This window comes from Agromyces kandeliae, from assembly GCF_009674665.1.
Lineage (GTDB): Bacteria > Actinomycetota > Actinomycetes > Actinomycetales > Microbacteriaceae > Agromyces > Agromyces kandeliae.
In genome coordinates this window covers 388,282-409,826 of record NZ_WKJD01000016.1, presented here as the reverse complement: position 1 = coordinate 409,826, position 21,545 = coordinate 388,282, and the positions used below count along the sequence as shown (strand labels likewise).

At 73.2% G+C, this 21,545-nt stretch carries 16 protein-coding genes; 7 read left to right on the top strand and 9 right to left on the bottom strand.

Going from position 1 to position 21,545, the window contains the following annotated elements:
- The first annotated feature begins 20 nt into the window (after positions 1-20).
- Positions 21-224: a hypothetical protein gene (locus tag GJR97_RS12125; RefSeq protein ID WP_154346726.1), complete on the top strand. Its 204-nt coding sequence runs from the start codon at positions 21-23 to the stop codon at positions 222-224.
- A gap of 7 nt (positions 225-231) precedes the next feature.
- Here the strand turns inward: GJR97_RS12125 and GJR97_RS12120 are convergent, their stop codons facing one another.
- The 3 genes from GJR97_RS12120 to GJR97_RS12110 form a co-directional block, all read right to left on the bottom strand.
- Entirely contained in the window at positions 232-1,287 is a 1,056-nt protein-coding gene (locus tag GJR97_RS12120) for a DUF389 domain-containing protein (protein WP_229276230.1), read from the bottom strand.
- Positions 1,288-1,408: 121 nt separating this feature from the next.
- Complete coding sequence (locus GJR97_RS12115; RefSeq protein WP_324613447.1) at positions 1,409-3,724, bottom strand: immune inhibitor A domain-containing protein; 2,316 nt, start codon at positions 3,722-3,724, stop codon at positions 1,409-1,411.
- Positions 3,725-3,954: 230 nt separating this feature from the next.
- Positions 3,955-4,827: an SDR family oxidoreductase gene (locus tag GJR97_RS12110; protein WP_154346724.1), complete on the bottom strand. Its 873-nt coding sequence runs from the start codon at positions 4,825-4,827 to the stop codon at positions 3,955-3,957.
- Between the two features lie 109 nt (positions 4,828-4,936).
- Here GJR97_RS12110 and GJR97_RS12105 point away from each other — a divergent pair, with 109 nt between their 5' ends.
- A complete protein-coding gene (locus GJR97_RS12105) occupies positions 4,937-5,299 on the top strand; it encodes a winged helix-turn-helix transcriptional regulator (protein ID WP_154346722.1) in 363 nt (120 codons plus the stop codon).
- 177 nt (positions 5,300-5,476) lie between these two features.
- Positions 5,477-7,126 (top strand): LuxR C-terminal-related transcriptional regulator, encoded by a 1,650-nt coding sequence (locus tag GJR97_RS18810; RefSeq protein ID WP_324613446.1) that lies wholly within the window; start codon positions 5,477-5,479, stop codon positions 7,124-7,126.
- 11 nt (positions 7,127-7,137) lie between these two features.
- Here GJR97_RS18810 and GJR97_RS12095 read toward each other — a convergent pair whose 3' ends face one another.
- Together GJR97_RS12095 and GJR97_RS12090 are read right to left on the bottom strand one after the other, a co-directional pair.
- Entirely contained in the window at positions 7,138-7,551 is a 414-nt protein-coding gene (locus tag GJR97_RS12095) for an ester cyclase (RefSeq protein ID WP_195760689.1), read from the bottom strand.
- Between the two features lie 105 nt (positions 7,552-7,656).
- Positions 7,657-8,664, bottom strand: coding sequence for an alpha/beta hydrolase (locus GJR97_RS12090; protein ID WP_154346718.1), 1,008 nt, complete (start codon positions 8,662-8,664; stop codon positions 7,657-7,659).
- 197 nt (positions 8,665-8,861) lie between these two features.
- Here GJR97_RS12090 and GJR97_RS12085 point away from each other — a divergent pair, with 197 nt between their 5' ends.
- Positions 8,862-9,581, top strand: a complete 720-nt coding sequence (locus GJR97_RS12085; protein WP_154346716.1) for a hemerythrin domain-containing protein — start codon at positions 8,862-8,864, stop codon at positions 9,579-9,581.
- Positions 9,582-9,600: 19 nt separating this feature from the next.
- Here the strand turns inward: GJR97_RS12085 and GJR97_RS12080 are convergent, their stop codons facing one another.
- Positions 9,601-10,437 carry an MOSC domain-containing protein gene (locus GJR97_RS12080; RefSeq protein ID WP_154346714.1) on the bottom strand — a complete coding sequence of 279 codons (837 nt, stop codon included), beginning with the start codon at positions 10,435-10,437 and terminating at the stop codon, positions 9,601-9,603.
- Positions 10,438-10,485: 48 nt separating this feature from the next.
- On the opposite strand from GJR97_RS12080, the gene GJR97_RS12075 reads away from it, so the two are divergent.
- Complete coding sequence (locus GJR97_RS12075) at positions 10,486-13,536, top strand: DEAD/DEAH box helicase (protein ID WP_154346712.1); 3,051 nt, start codon at positions 10,486-10,488, stop codon at positions 13,534-13,536.
- A gap of 3 nt (positions 13,537-13,539) precedes the next feature.
- Here GJR97_RS12075 and GJR97_RS12070 read toward each other — a convergent pair whose 3' ends face one another.
- Positions 13,540-16,317: a cation-translocating P-type ATPase gene (locus GJR97_RS12070; protein ID WP_154346710.1), complete on the bottom strand. Its 2,778-nt coding sequence runs from the start codon at positions 16,315-16,317 to the stop codon at positions 13,540-13,542.
- 79 nt (positions 16,318-16,396) lie between these two features.
- Here GJR97_RS12070 and GJR97_RS12065 point away from each other — a divergent pair, with 79 nt between their 5' ends.
- Positions 16,397-18,106: an acyl-CoA dehydrogenase family protein gene (locus tag GJR97_RS12065; protein WP_324613445.1), complete on the top strand. Its 1,710-nt coding sequence runs from the start codon at positions 16,397-16,399 to the stop codon at positions 18,104-18,106.
- A 24-nt stretch (positions 18,107-18,130) separates the two neighbouring features.
- Entirely contained in the window at positions 18,131-18,583 is a 453-nt protein-coding gene (locus GJR97_RS12060; RefSeq protein ID WP_154346708.1) for a methyltransferase family protein, read from the top strand.
- A 24-nt stretch (positions 18,584-18,607) separates the two neighbouring features.
- Here GJR97_RS12060 and GJR97_RS12055 read toward each other — a convergent pair whose 3' ends face one another.
- Complete coding sequence (locus GJR97_RS12055; RefSeq protein WP_195760688.1) at positions 18,608-20,059, bottom strand: maltokinase N-terminal cap-like domain-containing protein; 1,452 nt, start codon at positions 20,057-20,059, stop codon at positions 18,608-18,610.
- A gap of 115 nt (positions 20,060-20,174) precedes the next feature.
- Positions 20,175-21,527: an MFS transporter gene (locus GJR97_RS12050; RefSeq protein ID WP_324613444.1), complete on the bottom strand. Its 1,353-nt coding sequence runs from the start codon at positions 21,525-21,527 to the stop codon at positions 20,175-20,177.
- Positions 21,528-21,545: the final 18 nt, after the last annotated feature.

Sequence of the window (21,545 nt, the reverse complement as noted above, 5' to 3'; positions counted from 1 at the left end):
CTCACGAAGGGATCGGGATCATGGACCTCGCACACGGCTTCCTCGCACAGCAGATGACCGAGCACGACCAGCGCACGGCCGAGCTCGTCGCGGAGCGCCGCAGCGTCGCCGCCGAGCGTCGAGCGCTCGCGCGCTCGGAGCGCGTCGCCGCGCCTCGCCGCGGCACCCCCGGCGCGGGCCTGCTCGCCCGACTGCAGTTCGGCCGTGCGCGCAGCGCGCACTGATGCCGGATCAGTCGCCCGCGTTCACCCGCACGGACGGGATCCACTCGACGTCGACGGTCGACGGGTCGACGCCGGCCGCGGTCAGCCGATCGGTGAGGTCCGCGACCTCCGGTGCCTGCTCGCCGCCGGTGATGCGCACGAGGTACGACAGCGCCGAGACGTAGTCGACCGAGATCACGTCGAGGTTGCTCGTCAGGGCCCACGCCCTCGCCGCCTGCGTGATCGTCGCCTGCTGCGTGTTCAGGGTCGTCGTGATCCAGGTCGACGCGCTCAGCGGGATCGCGACGAGAACCAGCATCCCGGCGATCGCGATGTTCGACCGCTTGCGGTTCACGGCCTTCGTCCCCGGGGGCGGGGTCTGGTGCCCGATGCGTCCCCATCGCTGCACGCGGTAGATCGCCATGATCACCACGCCGGTGCCGAGGATCGCCGCGACGTTCGCGATGAACAGGATGAGGGAGCCGATCGAGCTGCCGAGGTCGCCGGACTCGGCCGCGATGCCGACCACGACGAGCGGCGGGACGAGCGAGATCGCGATCGCGACGCCGGGCAGCGTGTCGGAGATGTCCTTGCGGACGAGCGCGATCGAGCCGACCGCTCCCGTCGCGAGCGCGGCGAGCAGGTCGATGAGGCCCGGCGTGGCGCGGGCCGCGACCTGCGAGTTCGTCTGCTCGGTGATCGGGCTCGCCGCCAGCAGTCCGACCGCGTAGCCGATCGCGATCGCGGCCGCCGCGCCGCCGATCATCATGAGCAGCGACAGCGTCAGGTTGCGCCGGTCGCCGAGCACGGTCGCGAGCATCGTGCCCTGGATCGGGAGCATCATCGGGGCGACGATCATGGCGCCGATGACGGTCGCCGTCGAGTCGCCCACGACGCCCGCCGCGGCGATCACGGACGAGAGCGAGAGCAGGATCCAGAAGCGCTGGATCTTGCGACGGCGCTTCGGCCCGTCGAGGAACACCGATTCGCGCATGTCCTCGATGCGGTTGAGCGCATCGGAGGGCGGAGGCGGGTAGACGGGTCCGTGCTCCGGCGACGGCTGCGCCGGCAGGGGCTGGGACATGGCTCGCTCCTCGATCGGCGCCCGCTTCCGGGGCGCTGAGCAGAGCGTACGACGAGGGCCCGCCTCCGTGATGGAGACGGGCCCTCGCGTGTCATCCGCTGGGGACGACGTGTGCGTCAGCTCACGGGTTGACGACGTGGATCGTCATCGTGCCGCCCGTGACCTGCGAGGTCACGGTGACCTCGACGCCGTGCCCGGCGACGATCACGCCGCCGAGCGGGTTCGACGAGTGGAAGAACGCGTTCGCGTCGGCGTCCGTGAAGGTGGCCGTCTGCTGCGTCGTCCCGTCGGAGCCCACCGCGCCGATGTAGTCGACCGACTGGCTCCTGCCCTTGCCGACGAGGACCTCCTTGTGCAGGGTGACCGCGTCGATCGCCTGCAGGCCGAAGGTGGCGTCGAACGGCTGGCGCCGGTTGCTCGGCCCGGTGCCGTCCTCGTAGGCGAACTTGACCGGGTTCGCGTCCACCGGGAGCGCGAGGCCGTGCCCCTGGTGCTCGATGGTGTTGTTGTCGCCGTACGCCTCGTCGATCGCCCACACGAGCATGCCGTCCTGGAACGGGAAGTGCTCGACGTGGTCGGGCGCCGTGAGGCCCTTGTCGAACTGGTACGGGCCGTGCTCGAGCGTGGCGTCGTAGTCGACGTACGTGCGGTTCTCGACGAGGTAGTAGCGGTCGCCCTCGCTCGTCTCGGTGCCGGTGCTGATCGTGAAGCCGTCGCCCGCGGCGGTCCAGCCGTTCTCGCCGGACTCGACGTCGTCGGTGAGCAGCGTGGTGCCGCCGCTCTTGATCACGATGTCGTCGAGGAACGCGCCGGCGTAGTGCACGCCGCCGTCGGTCTGGTACCGGAACCGGAACTGCACCTCGCTGCCGCCGGGCACGCTGTACCGGAGGTTCGACCAACGACCGTTCGACGAGCCGTCGAGGGGCCTGCCGACCTGGGTCCAGTTCGCGCCGCCGTCGACCGAGTACTCCGCGTAGAGGTAGTCGTAGCCGGCCTCGATGTCGTACCAGGCCTTGGCCGTCACGGTGGCCGAGCGCACGCCGGCCAGGTCGAGCGTGCGCGTCAGCGTCGTGTTGAGGTCGTCGGCGCTGCCGGTCCACCAGGCGTGCGAACCGGAGTTCGGTGCGGTGTACTCGCTCGTGATGCCCGCGTCGGGGACGTCGATGACGAGCGCCTGCTCCTGGTCGGCGACCTGGCGGGCCGCGGGGCTGAGCGTGAACTCGCCCGCGTCGCCGGCGCCCTGGTCGACGACCGCGTAGTCGAGCCAGCCGAGCTGGAGCTTCTCCCACGGACCCATGTAGTTCGGCGTGGTGCCGATGTCGTCGCCGCCCTCGCCGAGCCACGAGCCGCTGGACATGAGGGTCCAGAACGACGTCGAGTTCTCGCCGCCCGCGGTGTCGTAGAAGTCGGGCAGGCCGAGGTCGTGGGCGTACTCGTGCGCGAAGACGCCGAGGCCGCCGTTCTCGGGCTCGACCGTGTAGTCGCCGATCCAGATGCCGGAGTCGCCGATCCGGGTACCGCCGAACTTCACCTGCGTGTCGCCGACCATCGGACCGGTCTGGCCGAAGTCGGTCGAGTTGACGTACCAGCGGTGCGACCAGATCGCGTCGTCGCCCTGGGCGCCGCCGCCCGCGTCCTCGCCCTCGCCGGCGTGCACGGCCTGGAAGTGGTCGAGGTAGCCGTCGGGCTCGTCGAAGTTCCCGTCGTCGTCGAAGTCGTAGCGGTCCCAGACGTCGAACGAGGCGAGCTCGGCCTCGACCTCGTCGGGGGTCGCGCCGTCGGCGATGCGGGAGGCGTACCACGCGTCGGCGGAGTCGGCGATGAACTGCCACGCGCCGCCGTCGTCCTCGACGCTGTTGTCGCCGTAGGTCGAGGCGTTGCCGGGCACCTGCACCCAGTCGCTCACCTCGCCCTCGACGGTGTAGTTCCCCGAGGACTGCTTCGAGTAGAAGTCGGCCATGGAGTCCTCAGGGCCGAAGAAGAGGTCCTCGTAGTAGGCGGTGTCGAAGTCGGCGCGCCAGTGCGTGCTGTTGTTGACCGTGCGGTCGGGCTCGGCGATCTCGTTGTGCAGCGGGCCGGGCGTCGTGCCGAGCTTGCCGCTGCCCTGGTCGCCGAACTCGGCGAGGATCGTGAACAGGCGACCCGAGCCGCTGACGGCTGCCTGGTAGTACTTGTCTTCCGCAAGCTGGACGACGCCGTCGTCGCCGGGCGCCGCCTGGCCGGACAGGATCAGCTCCTGCGCCGCCTTGCGGCGCTCGTCCTGTCGTTGGGTCAGCGGGCCGGGGCGGTTGTCGGGTCGCGCCTCGGCGGCTGCGGTCGAGTCGGTAGGGGAATCGGTCGCGGGGGCGGCGATCGCGGCCGGTCCGAAGGCGGCTCCGGCGACCATCGTCGCGCTCGCTGCGGTCACAGCGAGCCATCCGCGCGTGCGTTGCTTCACGTGCTCTCCTTACAGGGAAATCGCCCGGGATTCCCGGGCAAGTGAGACGGACGCTAACACGTCCCCCGGACAGGGGGAAGAGCATGGAAGGGTCTTGACGAAGCCTCACGAATCGGGCAGTCGGATGTCGCAGCATCCGTCGCCCGGAAACGGCGAAGTCGCACGAATCATCCACCCGGGTGGTCTCGGGCGGCGATTCGTGCGACCTCGCCGTCGATCGCCGAATGCGCTCAGGCGGCGCGCTGCGTCTCGACGACGTCGCGGAGGGCGTCGACGAGCGGCGTCGTGGGTCGTCCGATGAGTCGCGAGAGCGTCCCGTCCGACTCGGCGAGGTCGCCGCGCGCGATGCCCTCGTCGATCGCCGCGACGAAGCCTGCCGTGCCCTCGTCGAGGCCCACCGCGATGAGCGAGGCGATGCGCTCCTCCGGCGCCTGGTCGACGAACGCGACCTCGCGGTCGAGCACGGCTGACGCCGCGGCCGCGAGCTCCGCGAACGTCCAGGGCTCGTCACCGCCGAGCTCGTACACCTCGCCGACGTGCCCCTCCTCGAGGAGGACGACCGCCGCGGCCTCGGCGTAGTCGCGCCGCGGTGCCGATGCGACCCGACCGGTGCCGGTCGCGGCGGCGATCACGCCGGTGGAGGCGGCGACCGCGACATCCTGCGCATAGTTCTCGGTGTACCAGTTGTTGCGCAGGATCACGGCCGGGACGCCGACCTCGGCGATGACCTCCTCGGTGCCGCGGTGCTCGGGAATGAGCACGAGGTCGCTCGTGTCGGCGTTCGGCCCGCTCGTGTAGGCGAGCTTGGCGACGCCGGCCGCCTTCGCGGCCTCGATGACGTTGCGGTGCTGGTCGACGCGCTCGCCGAAGGCGGTGCCCGAGACGAGCAGCAGCGCGTCGACGCCCTCGAGCGCGGGCGCGATGGTCTCGGGGCGGGCGTAGTCGAGCTCGACGGTGCGGATGCCTCGGGCGGCGAGGTCCGCGATCCTCGACGTGTCGCGCGATGCGGCGATCACGTCGGCGGGGGCGGCGCCGCGCTCGAGCAGCGCCTCGACGACGAGGCGGCCGAGGTGGCCGGAGGCGGCGGTGACGAGGATGGTCATGGGGAACTCCGTTCGATCGGTTCCGACGGCGTCGGTTCACCGAGGCCAACCGACCGAATGCCGCATACCTTCCCTTCCGGTGGTACCCACTTTCAAGTAAGGTACCCACATGGTGGTAAGTCTTGCGCAGATCCGGGAGACCTCCGGCGAGGTCTTCATGGAGGGTTGCCCGACCCGTGTCGTGCTCGACCACATCATGAGCAAGTGGGGCGTGCTCGTGCTGCTCGCCCTCACCGATGGCACGCTCCGCTGGGGAGAACTGCGCCGCGAGGTCGAGGGCATCAGCGAGAAGATGCTCGCCTCGACGCTTCGAACGCTCGAGGCCGACGAGCTCGTCGCACGCACCAGCTACCCCGAGGTGCCGCCCCGCGTCGAGTACTCGCTCACCGACCTCGGTCGCGAGCTGATGGACCGGATGCTCCCGCTCGTCGAGTGGGTCGCGGCGCACGCCGACGGGATCGTCGCGCGCTGACCGGAGCCGCGATGCCGGCCGCCCGACCGCGCCGAGGGTCGCCCGACCTTGCCGAGCGACGCGGGACGTCGTAGCGTCCGCAGCAGCGGCATCCTCGACCGACGACCGAGTGGCCGACCCGCTCTCGGAGCCCGGAGGACGCGATGCCGCCGGTCCGAGGTGAGGAGGCCGGCAGCCGTGGACGGCGACGAGGTCGACCGGCGCATGGACGACGCCGCGTCGGCGCTGGCGGAGGCGCGCTGGGGCGACGCGCGGATCGCGTTCACCGAGGTGGTCGCCGTTCGGCCGAGCGCGGAGGCGCTCGACGGCCTCGGCCGGACCATGTGGTGGATCGGCGAGACCGCCGAGGCGATCGCGCTCCGCACCCGCGCCTACACGGCCCACCGCCGGGCGGGGAGGGATGCCGATGCCGCCCGCATCGCGACCTGGCTCGCGATCGAGCACGCGTCGACGCCCGGTCGTGAGGCCATCGCCCGGGGATGGCTCGGCCGCGCCGAGCGACTCGCCGCCGGCGGCGACCCGACGGCGCGGGGATGGTTCGCGCTCGCCCGCAGCACGCTCGAGACCGACCCCGTCCGGATCGCGGCGCTCGCCGACGCGGCGCTCGCCGTCGCCCGCGACACGGCCGACGCGGCGCTCGAGATCCGGGCGCTCGGGAGGTCGGGACTCGGCCTCGTCCGGTCCGGGCGCTCGGACGCCGGCATCGCCCGGCTCGACGAGGCGATGGCGGCGGCGTCCGCGGGCGAGGCGGAGCAGCCGGAGGTGTTCGCCGAGACGTGCTGCGACATGGTCGCCGCGTGCGAGGAGACCCTCGACGGACGTCGCTTGGAGCAGTGGGGCGGCGTCGCGGAGCGATTCCTCGACCTGCGACCCCATCCGACGCTGCTCGGCTTCTGCGGGTCGTGCTGCGCGGGAATCCTGGCGGCGCGCGGCGACACCGCGGGCGCGGAGCGCTGGCTGACCTGGACGATCGACCGGCTGGCGGCCGGCGGGCACGCCTCGCGTTGCGTCGAGCCCGCCGCGCGGCTCGCCGAGTTGCGGGTCGCGCAGGGGCGACTCGAGGAGGCGGAGCGGCTGGTCACGGGCATCGAGGCCCGGCCGGAGGCGGTGCGGGCCGTCGCCGGCATCCACCTCGCCCGGGGCGAGACCGGCGCGGCCTCGTCGGTGCTGCACCGCCGCCTCGCGAAGATCGGACCGGACTCGATGGCCGCGATCCCCGTCCTCGCCATGCTCGTGCCGATCCAGGTCGACCGGCACGACCTCGCCGGCGCGGAGACGTCGGTGCAGCGGATCTCACGGCTGTCCGCGGCCTCCGGCGACGACGCGCACCGTGCGCTCGCCGACGTCGCGGCGGCGCGCCTGCGTCTCGCCCGCGGGGACGCCGAGGCCGCGGGGAAGGGGTTCCGGTCCGCCGCCGAACGGTACGACCGCCTCGGCATGCCGCTGGACGCGGCCCGGGCACGGGTCCTGCTCGCGGAGGCGCTGTCCGCGTCAGGGGACACGGGATCCTCGGCCGCCGAAGCCCGGGCGGCCGCGGCAGTGCTCGACCGCGCGGGTCTCGTCGCCGAGGCGGACGAGGCGGATGCGCTCTCCCGATCGCTCGGCGGGCGCGGGCGCGTCGGGCCGAAGCGGGTCGGCACGCTGACCAAGCGCGAGCGGGAGGTGCTCCTCCTCGTGGCCGAGGGGCTGAGCAATGCCGAGATCGCCGAGCGGCTCTACATCAGCCCGGTCACGGCCGGCCATCACGTGAGCAACGTGCTGGCCAAGCTGGGCGTGCGCAGCCGGACCGAGGCCGCGGTGCATGCGCACCTGCTCCGGTCCGGCTGACCGGTGGAGGGTCAGTCCACGCCCGCGTGCTCGAACGCGCCGATCTGGTTCATGAGGCCGAACAGGTCGGGGACCGACCAGGATTCGGCGATCGAGCCGCCCTCGACGCGGAAGATGTCGATCTCGTCGAGCTCGATGGTCCGCCCGGTCGGCGCGGAACCGAGGAACTCGCCCAGGTGCGTCGCGGTCGCGTGGGTGCGAGCGACGACCTTGTCGCCGTCGGCGATGAGGTCCTCGATCGAGACCCGTGCGTCGGGGAATGCCCCGAACCAGAAACGCCCCTCCTCGATGACGCCTTGGCGTCCCTGACTCGTCGACGAGTTGTTGACGAAGTCCTCGGTCACGAGGCCGGCCGCGGTGTCGAGGTCCTGGCTGCTCCACGCCTCGAGGAATCGGCGGACGACGTCCGTGCTGTCGGTGTCCATGATGTGCTCCTCACCTTCGGGTCGCACGGCCACGGTGCCACCACGACGGCGCGGAAGCATGGTGAGGATTCGCCATTCCGGGCGCCGAGCGCTGCGCCGATCGCCTCAGTCGGCGGTCCCCGAGACGAAGGCGAGGCTCGCCTCCGAGATCAGGGCTCGGGCCTCGTCGTCGGTCAGCTCGGGGGTGCCGTCGCCGGCCTGCGGCCCGTAGTCGCCGAACTGCGCATGCGAGGCGCCGGCGATCTCGGTGAACCCGGTCCCGGTGGGCAGGTCCGTGCGGGAGGCCTCGATCTTCGACGGCGTGGCCAGTCCGTCTCGCGAGCCGGAGATCGACTCCACCGGGACGGTCAGGCTCTCCGAGACGTCGCCGGCCGGATAGGAGGCGAAGAGCAGCAGCCCTGCTGCGGGTGCGTCGACGTCGTCGTCCGCGTCGTCGGCCTGCATCGCGGCGACGGTGCCGCCGAGGGAGTGCCCGCCGAGCACCCACCGCTCGATCGCGGGATGCGCCGACCGGGCCTCGTCGAACGCCGGAACAGCCAGGAACGCGATGCCGAGCGGCTGCTTCGCGATGACCACGGTGTGCCCGGCCTCCGCGAGGGGGCGCAGCACCGCGGCGTAGGCGCGGGCGTCCACGAGCGCCCCCGGCTGGAAGAAGACGCCGGTGCCGTCGCCGCCGGCGGTCGGCGCCAGCGTGATCCCGGTCGGCGTCTCGGTGACGTCGACGAGCTCGTCGGACACCATCGCCGTGAGCGCCGGCTCGACCGCCGGATACGGGCGGAGCCAGCCGATCACGCCGATCCAGGCCACCGCGAGCGCGACGAGCGCGACGCGGCCCACCCGCCGCCACACGACCGATCGGGTCGGCCGGCTCGACCGGCCCGACCGAGCCGTCCGTCGGATCGTCAGGGCGAGCGCGGTCACCGCGCCGATCGCGGTCGCGACGAGCAGGACGCCGTAGGCCGGGTGGCCGTGGACGATGGCGCCCCAGGCGGTCAGGCCGGCCCAGCCGACGACGAGGAGGGCGGCGATGGCGACGATGCGGACGACCCAGAGGCCCCACCCGGCACGGCGCGGCGGAGCGTCGGCCGGGGTCGCGGGGATCGCGGCGCTCATGCGCTCCGAGCTCCCTGCGCGTCCACGACGGCGGGAGGCAGTGTCCGGTGGCGGAGAATGGGGGCGGGCATGGGGAGAAGTTTACCGACGCCATGTCGACAAGACCAAGACGCGCGGCGCATAGGGGCTTGCCCTCCGGCGCGGCGGGTCGTAGCGTCGCGCGCAGCAGCATCCGTCGCCGACGATCGGGGGATCACATGGCCGCGACCGCACTGCCGCCGAGCGGCGACCCGCCGGAGCCCGGCGCCACCGCCGCGAGGTCGTGCGACGCCCGCGGGATGATCGAGATCCATCGCATGTTCCGCGCCGAGTTCGCCGAGGGACCCGAGCTCGTCCGGCGCGTGGCCGAGGCGGATGGCGCGCATGCCGACGTCGTCGGCGACCACCTCGCGCTCATCTCGGGAAGCCTCCACGCGCACCACGAGTTCGAGGACGAGCACCTGTGGGACGCACTCGACGAACGTGCGCCCGCCTGCGCGGGCCACGTCGAGCGGATGAAGGAGCAGCACGCCGAGATGCTCGTGCACCTCCGCGAGCTCGACGCCGCCCTGCCGGCGTGGCGTGCGAGCGGGCGCGCGACGGATGCCGCGGCCGTGCTCGCCGCGCTCGACGGCGTGAACGGCGCGCTCGCCGTCCACCTTCCCGACGAGGAGGCGAACATCGTGCCGGTCATGGAGACCGTGCTGACGCAGAAGGAGGTGGACGCCGCGGGCGTCCACGGCCGCAGGGCCACGCCGAAGGGCAAGACCTGGCAGCAGCTCGGGGCGATCCTCGCCGCGCAGCCCGACGGCGGAGACGAGTGGCTCCACGAGCACATGCCCGCGCCGGCGAGGCTGGCCTGGCGGTTCATCGGCCGCCGCGACTACGCGGCCAACCGGGCGGCGCTCACGGGCGACACGCCGGCCCGACCGCACTGACGCAGCCGGGCGCGGCCGGTCATCCGACCGCGACCTCGACGTCGTCGCCGATCGCGAGCCGCGGCATGCGGGCCGATCCGCCGTGGGCGTCGCGGTCGAGCTCCGGGACGAGCCGGATGCCGAACCACGTCGCGCCGTCCCACTTCCGGTGCCTCGCGAGCGTGCGGATCGGCTCCTTCCCGCGGGCGAGGGTCTCGGGGTCGATCGTCGTCATGACGCAGCGGTCGCAGACCTCGCCGAAGTGGAAGCGGACGCCGCCGATGCGCACCTGCGTCCACGCGTCCTCCGCGAACGGCGCGTCGCCGTCGACGACGACGTTGGGACGGAACCTCACGACGTCGAGCGGCGGCACGTCGTCGGGCGTCCAGGCGTTCAGCTGGGCGAGCGAGGCCTCGCTCGCGAGGAGCAGGGGTCCCGCGTCGGCGAGCGTCAGCCCATCGCCGGGCCGGCCGCCGTGCGCGGGGTTCACGGCGCGCTGCGACGGGTCGGGCTGCCAGACGAGCCGGAGCGGCATCCGCATGCGCTCGGTCAGCCAGGCATCGGCCTCGTCGCCCGCCGGCAGCGCCTCGCGCTGCCGGGAGTGCCCGACGGGGATCGGTGCGGCGCCGTACGGTGGATCGACGCGCAGCGGTTCCGCATCGCCGGGCGCGGCGAGCAGGAGCCCGCCGTCGGCGAGCGGCTCGGCCGTGAGTCCGAGCAGCGCATTCCTCTCGCGCGCGGTGACCGGCGTGCCGTCCGGCTCGACGACGCCCCACCGTCGGTCGCTCTCGAGCCCCCACGGCCGCACCACCGCCGACGTCACGTCCCGGCCCGCGAACGACTTGACCGGGTACACGCGGAGCCGGGTCACCTGCATCCCGCCACGCTAGCCGAGCTGTCGGACGCGCGTGCGAGCATGGACGACATGCCCGCCGACCGTACGCCCGACTGGCGCGCTGCGCTCGCGGGCCTCGACGCGGAGGGCGGTGTCGCCGCGGCAGCCGAGGACGCGACGACGGATGCCGCGGGCACCGGCGGCACGGGCGGCCTCCGACCGCTCGGGCTCCAGTTCGAGTTGCGGCGTCGCGTCGAGCGACGCAGCGGCGAGTGGCGCGGCCCGCGCGACGAGCCCGCCCGGCGGGCCTCCGGGGTCGACCGACTCGCCGTCCGGCCGGTCGTGCAGGGCGCCCGCGGCGCGTGGGTGAAGGGCGGCCTCACCTGGCAGAACATCGCCTACCAGGCATCCGCCGCGGGCGTCGATCCCACGCAGTCGCGCTGGTTCGCGCAGTTCGCGCTGCTCAAGGGCACGACCCCGTCGGTCCACGTCTACGGGTCGGAGTGGATCACCGTCGACGAGTTCGAGAGCCCGATGCTGTGGGCCCTGCTGGCCGAGGCGACTCGGCTCGGCATCGCGCTCGTCGGATCCGAGGCGACGCCCGAGGTCGTGGTGCGCGGCGTCGGGGCGCTCGCGCTCGACGCGAGTCGCGCCGACGGCGACCTCGTGCTCGAGCCGACGCTCGTGCTCGACGGCGAGGCGCGATCCCTCGGCGGCGCCGATGGCACGAGCGGAGGCGGCATCCGCCCGATCGCCGGACACGGCCTCTACCGCTTCGACCTCGACGCGGGCCGGATCGAGCTCGCGGCGGTCCCGTCCGGGCTCGGCCCCGCCGAGCTCGCGCTCCTCACCGCACCCGAGACGATCCGCGTCCCCGCGGCCGAGGTGCCCGAGTTCCTCACGGCGCACGTGCACCCGCTCGCCCGCGCGGTCGCCGTCACGAGCCGTGACGCGACGTTCGAGCTCCCGCCGGAGCCGCCGGCGACGCTCGTGCTCGACGCCCGCTACGAGCCCGACGACGTGCTGCGCCTCGCGTGGCGGTGGGAGCACGCCGACGGTCGGACGAGCGAGGTCGACCCGTCGGCCGAGCCCGACCCCGAGTTCGACGACGACCTCGTGGCGCGCATCGCCGACGAGCTCGGCTGGGTGCCGTTCGAGGCGGTCCTGCTTCGCGGCATCGACACGGCCCAGTTCTCGATCGAGCGGATGCCGCGACTCGCGTCGCTCGCCGAACGGAGCCCGAGCCCGTTCCGCATCGACGTCCGCGGTGAGCGCCCCGACTACCGCGAGGCGACCGAGCGGCCCGAGCTCGCGGTCTCGCTCGTCGAGAGCCGGAAGCGCGACTGGTTCGACCTCGGCGTCGTGGTGACGGTCGGCGGCCGGAAGGTGCCGTTCATGCCGCTGTTCCGTGCGCTCGCCACGGGCCGCACGCGGCTGCTGCTCGTCGACAAGTCCACCCTGTCGCTCGACCTGCCCGTCTTCGACGAGCTCCGCGACCTCATCGCGGAGGCGGGCACGCTCGACGAGTGGGAGACGGGCGTGCGCATCCACCGCAGCCGCACGAGCCTCTGGGCAGACTTCGAAGACCTCGCGGACGTCGCGGAGCCGGCGCTCGCCTGGCGGGCCACGGTCGCGGGGCTCGAGCACGGTGCGGTGCCCGAGCTCCCGCCCCCGTCCGGTCTCGCGCTGCCGCTCCGGCCCTACCAGCTCGACGGGTTCCGGTGGCTCGCGTTCCTCCACGCGAACCGGCTCGGCGGCGTGCTCGCCGACGACATGGGCCTCGGCAAGACCGTGCAGTGCCTCGCACTCGTGCAGCATGCGCTCGAGCAGGGGGCGACGGATGCCGCGGCGACTGCGGCCCCCGGCACCGACCCCGGCGCCGCGCGTCCCTTCCTCGTGGTCGCGCCCACCTCGGTGGCCTCCAACTGGGTCCGCGAGGCCGCCCGGTTCACGCCCGGCCTGCGCGTGGCATCCGTCACCGCCACTACCGCGAAGCGCCGCCGCACGCTCGCCGAGATCGCGGCGGGCGCCGACCTGGTCGTCACGACGTACGCCGTGCTCCGGCTCGATGCCGAGGAGTTCGCCGACGTCGAGTGGGGAGGGCTCGTCCTCGACGAGGCGCAGTTCGTGAAGAACGCCGCGACGCGCGTGCACGAGGCCGCCCGCGGCATCCGTGCGCCGTTCCGGATCGCGGTGACCGGCACGCCCCTCGAGAACCACCTCGGCGAGCTGTGGGCGGTGCTGCGGATCGTGGCGCCGGGCCTCTTCCCCTCGCGGCGCGCGTTCGACGAGCGCTACCGCCGGCCGATCGAGGAGGACGGCAACCGCGAGCGCCTCGACCGGCTGCGGCGCCGCATCCGCCCGCTCGTGCTGCGCCGCACCAAGGAGGCCGTCGCCCCCGAGCTGCCCGCGAAGCAGGAGCAGGTGCTCGAGGTCGACCTCGCTCCGGAGCACCGCCGGCTCTACGACGTCGTGCTGCAGCGCGAGCGCCAGAAGCTGCTCGGACTCGGCGACGACCTCGACCGGCAGCGGTTCATCGTCTACCGGTCGCTCACGCTGCTCCGGCTCCTCGCGCTCGACGCGAGCCTCGTCGACGCCGAACGCCACGCCGGCATCCCGTCGGCGAAGCTCGACGCCCTGTTCGAGCAGCTCGACGACGTGCTCGCCGAGGGGCATCGGGCGCTCGTGTTCAGCCAGTTCACGTCGTTCCTCGACCGGGTCGCCGCCCGGCTCGACGCGGCGGGCGTGCCCTACGCGCACCTCGACGGGTCGACGCCCGCGCGCCGCCGCGACGCGGAGGTCGCGCGCTTCCGCGCGGGCGAGGCATCCGTCTTCTGCATCAGCCTGAAGGCGGGCGGGTTCGGGCTGAACCTGACCGAGGCCGATTACGTCTTCCTCATGGACCCGTGGTGGAACCCCGCGAGCGAGGAGCAGGCGGTCGACCGCGCCCACCGGATCGGGCAGGACAAGCAGGTCATGGTCTACCGCCTCGTCGCGGCGGGCACGATCGAGCAGAAGGTCATGGACCTCAAGGCCAGGAAGGGCGAGCTCGTGGCATCCGTCATCGACGGCGACGGCGACGGCGGCGTCTCCGGCGCGGGGTTCGACGCCGACGACCTGCGCGGCCTCCTCGAGGGGTAGCCGCTACGACGCGGTCGCCCGAGTGGGCGCCTGCGCCTGCGCCTGGTGCGCCATCCGCGCGCGCTCCGTCGCGCGGAGCCGCCGGATCCACTTGTCGCCCTCGACCGCGACGATGAGGAACAGGAGCAGCACGAGGCACTCGAGCCACTGCCAGCCGGTGAGCGAGACGGTGCCGAGCAACTGCTGCAGGAAGCCGAGCTCGGTCGAGAGCACGATGATGACGACCGGCCACACCAGGAACTTCGCGATGGCCGCGATCGGGGGCACGAGGCCCGACTCCGGCGAGCGGCGCATGAGCAGGGCGCTGACCACGGTCGCCAGGCCGACCACGACGTAGGCCATGGTCATCGACGCGCTCGGTGCGTCGGCGCTCGGCTCGTCCGGACCCCACACGAGCGGCACGAGCGTGATGAGGAAGATCACGGCTCCGTAGCCGAGCCACTCGGCGACCGAGTGCGGGTTCACGATGCCGAGCTTCGGGTTCCGCGGCGGCTGCGTCATCGTCGCCGGCGGCGCCGCGTCGGCCGCGATGCCGAGCACCGCGAACAGCGTGACGAAGAAGTTCAGGAACAGCACCTGCTGCGGGAAGAGCGCCACGCCGTCCGCGATCTGGAACGCGCTGGCCGCGAGGAACAACAGGATCAGGCTGATCAGCTGCGTCATCTGGAAGCGCAGGTAGGCCGTGATCTTGGCGTACACGATCCGACCCAGCTCGACCGCGTGCACGAGCGTGGCGAAGTTGTCGTCGGTCAGCACGAGCTTCGCCGCCTGCTTGGTCACCTCCGATCCGGAGCCCATCGCGACGCCGACGTCGGCCTGCTTGATCGCCGCGGCGTCGTTCACGGCGTCACCCGTCATCGCCACGATCTCGCCCTGCGCCTGCAGCAGGCGCACCAGGCGGAGCTTGTCGTCGGGCGTCACGCGTCCGAAGACGTGCAGGTCCGGCAGTCGCCGGGTGAGCTCCTCGTCGCTCATCGCCTTCAGGTCGGCGCCGCTCACCGCACCCGCGCCGAGCCCGAGCTCGGCGCCGATCGCGCCCGCGGTGACCGCGTGGTCGCCCGTGATCATCCGCACCTCGATGCCGGCGCTCGCCGCGACCTCGACGGCCGTCTTCGCCTCGGCGCGCAGCGGGTCGACGATGCCCACCAGGCCGATGAGGGCGAGCTCCTCCACCCACGACATCGGATCGGCCGCCACGCGTCCCTCGTCGGCGTCGTCGACGAACCGCGCGGCGACGGCCAGCGTGCGCAGCCCCGTGGCCGACATCTCCTCGAGCTCGGCGGTCGCGCCCGCGGCATCGACGGGCGCCAGGTCGCGCTCCCTCGTGAGCATGGTCGTGCAGCGGCCGAGCACGACGTCGGGCGCCCCCTTGACGAGCAGGACCAGGCGGGTCTCGCCGCGCACGGGCATCCGCTGCAGCGTCGCCATGAACTTGTAGTCCGAGTCGAACGGCACCTCGGCCAGGCGCGGGAAGTCGCGCCGCGCGGCATCCGCATCGATGCCGAGCTTCGCGCCGAGCACGATCATCGCCGCCTCGGTCGGGTCGCCGACCACCGTGCCGTCGGCCGACACGGTCGCGTCGTTCGGCAGGCTGATGGCGAGTCCGAGCGTGGCGGCCTCGACGGGCTCGTCGGTGGCGCCGAGCATCCGCCCGTCGAAGGAGTAGCCCTCGCCGGTGACCCGGAAGTGGTCGCCGCCCATCCAGGCGGTGCGGACCATCATCTCGTTCATCGTGAGCGTGCCGGTCTTGTCGGAGCAGATCGCGCTCGTCGCGCCGAGCGTCTCGACGTCGTTGAGGGAGGCGACGATCGCGCGCTGCTCGGCGAGCTTCGACGCGCCCCACGAGAGCAGCCCCTGCACGAACACCGGCAGGCCCGTCGGGATCGCGGAGATCGCGACCGCCGTGCCGAGGAAGAGCAGCTCGGTCACGCTCTGCCCGCGGAACGCGCCGATCGCGATGATGACGAGGACCGCGCCCCAGGCGATGATCCCGAGCACCTTCGTCAGCCCGTCGAGCTCGCGCTGCAGGGGCGACTTGCCCGAGCCCACCTCGGTGAGCATCGACGCGATGCGGCCCATCTGCGTGCGCATGCCCGTCTCGGCGACGACGATGCGGGCGGTGCCGCGGGTCACGGAGGTGTTCTGGAACACCATCGAGGTGCGGTCGGCGAGCGCCGTGCCGGGGTCGTTCGCGGTCGGGCTCTTCGGGATCGGCAGCGACTCGCCGGTGAGCGCCGCCTCCTGCGTCTCGAGGTTCGCCGCACGCAGGATGCGCCCGTCGGCGGGCACGAGATCGCCGGCCTCCAGGTCGACGATGTCGCCGGGCACGAGATCGGTCGCCGCCACCAGCGCGATCGAGCCGTCGCGCAGCACGCGCGCCTGCGGGGTCTGCAGCTTCGCGAGCGCGTCGACGCTGCGGCGGGCCTTGAGCTCCTGCCGGGTCCCGCTGATCACGTTGTAGAGCACGAGGATCGCCACGATGATCGCGGTCGACACCTGGCCGATGAGGAGCGACACGACCGCGACGGCGATCAGCATGAGCGTCATGAGCTGGCCGACCTGGCCGAGGGCGATGCGCCACGTGCTGGGCGGCGGCGCGCTCACGAGCGCGTTCGGTCCGACGTCGGCGAGGCGGGCGGCCGCGTCCGGCGCCGCCAGTCCGCGCGAGCCGTCGCTCCTCGCCTCGGCGACCGCCTCGTCGGGCTGGAGCGACCACCAGGCGGTGCCGGACTCCTCCGGTGCCGGCGACTGCGGCGACTGCGGCTTCGTATCGATGCTCACCGGACCCCCTCGGGAACTCGTCTGGCCACACCCTAGCGGCGCTTCCCACGCGGCACAGCAGAATGGACGGCGGAGGTCGATGATGATCACGCACGAGGTCCTGAACCAGGCTCCGCCCCGTGAGGGCGTCGACGAGTTCGCCGCGAACGTCCCCCTCGTCGAGGCGGTCGCGCGCTGGGGGACGGCCGCGTTCCCCGGGGGAGCGGGCGTCGAGGCGGATGCCGCGCCCTCCGCGCTGCACGAGCTGGGCCGGCTGGTCGGCGGGGCGGCCTTCCAGCGCGACGCCGAGCTCGCGAACACGAACCCGCCCCGGCTCGTGACGCACGACCGGTGGGGCGCGCGCATCGACGAGGTCGAGTACGACGAGTCGTACCACCGCATCATGCGGGCCGCGCTCGCCGCGGGGGCCCACACGTCGGCGTGGGCCGACCCGCGCCCCGGGGCGAACGCCGACCGCGCCGCGGCGTTCCTCCTCCTCGCCCAGGTCGAACCCGGCCACGCCTGCCCGGTGTCGATGACGCACGCCGCGGTCGCGACGCTCGAGCACGCCGCCGACGGACTGCGGGCCGAGTGGATGCCGCGGCTGCTGAGCCGTGCGTACGAGCCGGGGCTCGACGGCCGAGGTGCCGGCTCCGTTGCGGCGGCCGAGCCCTCCGCGCTCGTCGGCATGGCGATGACCGAGAAGCAGGGCGGCTCCGACGTCCGGGCGAACACGACGCGGGCCGTGCCGCGCCCCGGAGGAGGCATCCGCCCCGAATGGGGTGCCGAGTACGGCCTGACCGGGCACAAGTGGTTCTGCAGCGCGCCCATGAGCGACGCGTTCCTCGTGCTCGCGCAGGCGCCGGCCGGACTGTCGTGCTTCTTCGTCCCCCGCGTGCTCCCCGACGGATCGCGCAACGTCTTCCGCATCCAGCGGCTCAAGGACAAGCTCGGCAACCGGTCGAACGCGTCGAGCGAGATCGAGCTCGACGACACGACCGGCTGGCTCGTGGGCGAGGAGGGTCGCGGGGTGGCGACCATCGTGCAGATGGTGACCCGCACGCGCCTCGACTGCGTCATCGGCACCGCCGCGGGCATGAGGCAGTCTGTGGCCGAAGCCGCCTGGCACGCGCGGCACCGTCGTGCGTTCGGCGCGCTGCTCGTCGACCAGCCCGCGATGGCGGCGGTCGTGGCCGACCTCGCGCTCGAGTCCGAGGCGGCGACGCTCACCTCCCTGCGGCTGGCCCGCGCGTACGACGTCGACGCGAGCGAGTCCGAGCAGGCGTTCCGACGCCTCGCCACCGCGGTCGCCAAGTTCTGGATCTGCAAGCGCGGGCCCGACCACGCCGCGGAGGCGCTCGAGTGCCTCGGCGGCAACGGGTACACCGAGTCCTTCCCGCTCGCCCGGCGCTACCGCGAGCAACCGCTGCTGGCGATCTGGGAGGGCTCGGGCAATGTCATCGCGCTCGACGTGCTGCGCGTGCTCGCGCGCGAGCCCGAGGCGTTCATGGCCTACTTCGACGTCGTCGGAGAGGCGGCCGGCGAGCACCCCGCGTTCGACCTGGCCCTCGCCGAGGTCCGCGCAGTGGTGGGCGAGCTGAGCGGGGCGGATGCCTCGGCCGCGGCATTCCGCGCGCGGGAGCTCACCGAGCGACTCGCGCTCGTGCTGCAGGCGTCGCTGCTGCTGCGGCACTCGCCCGGCCCGGTGGCCGACGCGTTCGTGCGGTCGCGGCTCGAGGGCGACGGCGGATCGATGTACGGCGCGCTGCCGCCCGGCGTCGACGTCGCCGCGATCCTCGCACGCGCCTGACCCGCGACGCGAGAGGATGGACGGGTGAGGGATCGCGCGAACTGGCTCGTCGTCGCGCAGTTCGTGCTGCTCGCGCTCCTGCTGCTCCCCGGCGATCCGCTCTGGGCCGGGCAGCAGGCGACCGTGCTCGCCGTGCTGCTCATGATCACCGGGCTCGTGCTCTCGGGCGCCGGCGTGGCCGCGCTCGGCCGCGACCTCGTGCCCTGGGTCGCGCCGCGCGAGGGTGCGACGCTGAAGACCGGCGGGGTCTTCCGGCTGACCCGGAACCCGATCTACGTCGGGCTGCTCATCGCGGCCGCCGGCTGGGTGATCTGGCGAGCGCGCATCGAACTCGTCGTCGTGTGGGTGCTCCTCGCGGTCGTCCTCGTCGTCAAGGCGCACCTCGAGCAGCATCGGCTCCTCGACCGGTTCGGCGAGGAGTACCGCGAGTACGCCGACCGCACGCCGCTGCTGCTCTGGGCCCGCGGCATCCGCTGAGCCCGCCGCACGGGCGGCACCGCGTCACCCGATCGGATCGCCCGCCGGCGGTGCCGCGGCATCCGTCGCGTCGGCCGACGCCTGCAGCGGGCCGGACTCGAGCAGGTGCGTGATCGCGCGCAGCGGGATCGGCGCCCAGTCCGGGCGGTTGCGGGTCTCGTAGATCGCCTCGTACACGGCCTTGTCGAGCTCGAACGCCGCGAGCAGGTCCCGGTAGGCGCTGAGGTCCATGCCGGATGCCCCGACGTAGCCGTCGATGAAGGCCTGCCGAGCGGATGCCGCCCACGCGCGTGCGTCGTCCGCCCGCTCCGGTTGCACGAGCTCGGTGGCCCCGGCGACGTAGTCGAACGAGCGGAGCATGCCCGCCACGTCGCGCACGGGCAGGTCGGACCGTCGCCGCTCGGACATCGGCCGCATCGGCTCGCCCTCGAAGTCGAGCAGGAACCAGCCCCGGTCGGGCGCGAGGATCACCTGGCCGAGGTGGAGGTCCCCGTGCACGCGCTGCAGGTCGGGCCACGCGCCGGCCTCGGCACGCGCGTAGACCGCGGCGATCGCCGCCTCGTGCGGCTCGAGCGCCGGGACCTCCGCGACCGCGATCGCGAGCCGCCGGCGCCACGCCGCCGCGACGGCGGCGATGAGGTCGGGCGACGCGGGTTCCCGCCCGAAGCTCGCACCGAGCGACGCGTGCACCTCGGACACGGCCGCGCCGAGCGCGTGCGCCTCCTCGGAGAAGTCCCGAGCGGATGCCGCCGCGAGGAGGGCCACGCGCCACGCGTCCTCCACGCCGGGGAGGAACTCCTGCGCGAAGGCCAGGTGTCCGCGCGCGCGACCGTCGGCGCGGCCGACGTCGTCCCACTCGCCGAGCACGTCGCCGACGACGGGCGGGATGTGCGGAGACCCGGCGACGCCGAGTGCGGTCTGCAGGGTGACGTCGGGGTTGTCGCCGTGGTGCAGCTGCCGGAACACCTTGCAGATCACCGGTGGGGCGCCCTCGGGCCGGAAGACGATCGACGTGTTCGACTGCTCGCCGCCGAGCACGCTCGCCGGGACCCGGCGCGCCGGCGACGCGGCATCCGCCTCGGGACCTCGACCGTCGGACGGTCGCGCGACCGGGTGCCCCATCGCCGTCGCCCCGTGGGCGACCGCCCGCCCGCCGCCCCGGATCAGCTCGAGGAGCGCATCGGAGAAGGCGGGGTCGTGCGGGCCGTCGTACAGGCGCGTGCCGTCGTCGAGCACGCCGATGAGGTGTGCGTCGTCGGCGGGTCCGGGCGTCGCGCGCTCGACCACGGGGACCTGGTAGAGCACGGGCGGGTCGGGGGCGTCGTCCATGACGAGCATCGTCATCGCGCGGACGCCGGGCTCGTCGACGGGGAGCTCCCACGCGCCGACCAGCCGGAGGGCCGGGGCGTGGCCCTTCCCGCCGAACCAACGCTGGTCGGGCATCCATGCGGCGATCGCGGCCAGCGCGCTGTCCATGCCTGAACGATATTGCCGCGAGTCCGCGCCGTCGAGGTGCCACACGGGGCGTGGCCCCCGGACGGGGCGCGCCATCCGCCGATCGCCGGCCGCTCGCCGGTCGCGCGCCGCCGGCTCAGGGCAGGTGGTCGGTGCCGCGGTCGCGACGTCGCGACCGCGGTTCGTCGAGGCCGATGTGCACGCGCGTGCGGTGCCGCTCGATGACGATGAAGAGCGACCCGAGCAGCCACAGCGGCACCTGCGTGAGGAAGGCGATGCGGAACGCCTCGAGCGTGTAGGTGTCGGGCGTGCCTGCGCCCTGCGCGTCCATCGCGATGCCGATGAGCAGGATCGCGAGCAGGGCGGCGAGGAAGCCGCCGACGTTGGTGATGCCGGTCGCGGTGCTCAGCCGATGGCTCGGGTTGAACGTGCGCGCGTGGTCGAAGCCGATCATCGACCCCGGGCCGCCGGTGCTCATCGCGAAGGCGAGCACGAACAGCAGCCAGAGCGGTGCCGGTCCGGGCCAGAGGATGACGACCAGCCAGGCCAGTGCCTGGATGCCGATCACCGGCAGCACGAGCAGGCGCGATCGTCGGGTCGGATGTCGCGACGAGAGCGCGCCGATGACCGGCCCGACCAGGATGCCGAACACGACGTAGACCGTGAAGAGCAGCGACGCCGTCGCCGTCGACAGCCCCTCGCCGACCGTGAGGAACGGGAAGCCCCAGAGCAGCACGAACGCGGTGCCCGAGAAGGGCGTCGTGAAGTGCGACCAGAACGCCAGTCGCGTGCCCGGGTGCGCCCACGACTGGCGGAAGCCCGTGCGCAGGTCGGCGGAGGACCGGACGACGTGGATGGCGCCGGTGACCGTGTCGACCGAGACGTCCTCCACCCGCCCCGGCGGACGATTCCGGATGACGGCGAACGTGAGCACCGTGAACAGGGCGCCGAGCCCGGCCAGCGAGCCGAACGCGATCGACCAGCTCGTCGCGTGCAGCAGGGCTGCGAGCGGGAGCACGGCGAGGATCTGCCCGGACTGGCCGATGAGGCCGGTGAGCTGGACCATGAGCGGCGCCTGCCGTTCGGGGAACCACACGGCGATCACGCGCAGCACGCTCGGGAAGACCGCCGCGTCGCCCGCTCCGAGCAGCATCCGCGCGAAGATCGCCCAGCCGACGTCGGGTGCGAAGGCGAGCACGAGCTGGCCGACGGCCATGAGCGCCATGCCGAGCGTGATCATCGGCCGGGCGCCGAACCGGTCGAGCAGCAGGCCGACGGGGATCTGCATGCCGCCGTAGACCGCCAGCTGGATGACGGCGAACATCGACAGCGTCGAGGCGTCGGCGTCGAAGCGCACTGCCGCGTCGACGCCCACGGCGGACAGCGACGAGCGGTTCGTGACCGAGACGATGTACGCGGCGACGCCGACGCCCCACACCAGCCACAGGCGCCACGTCGGGGCGATGGGGAGCGGGGTGGGGATCGTCACGGCCCTACGAGGCTACCC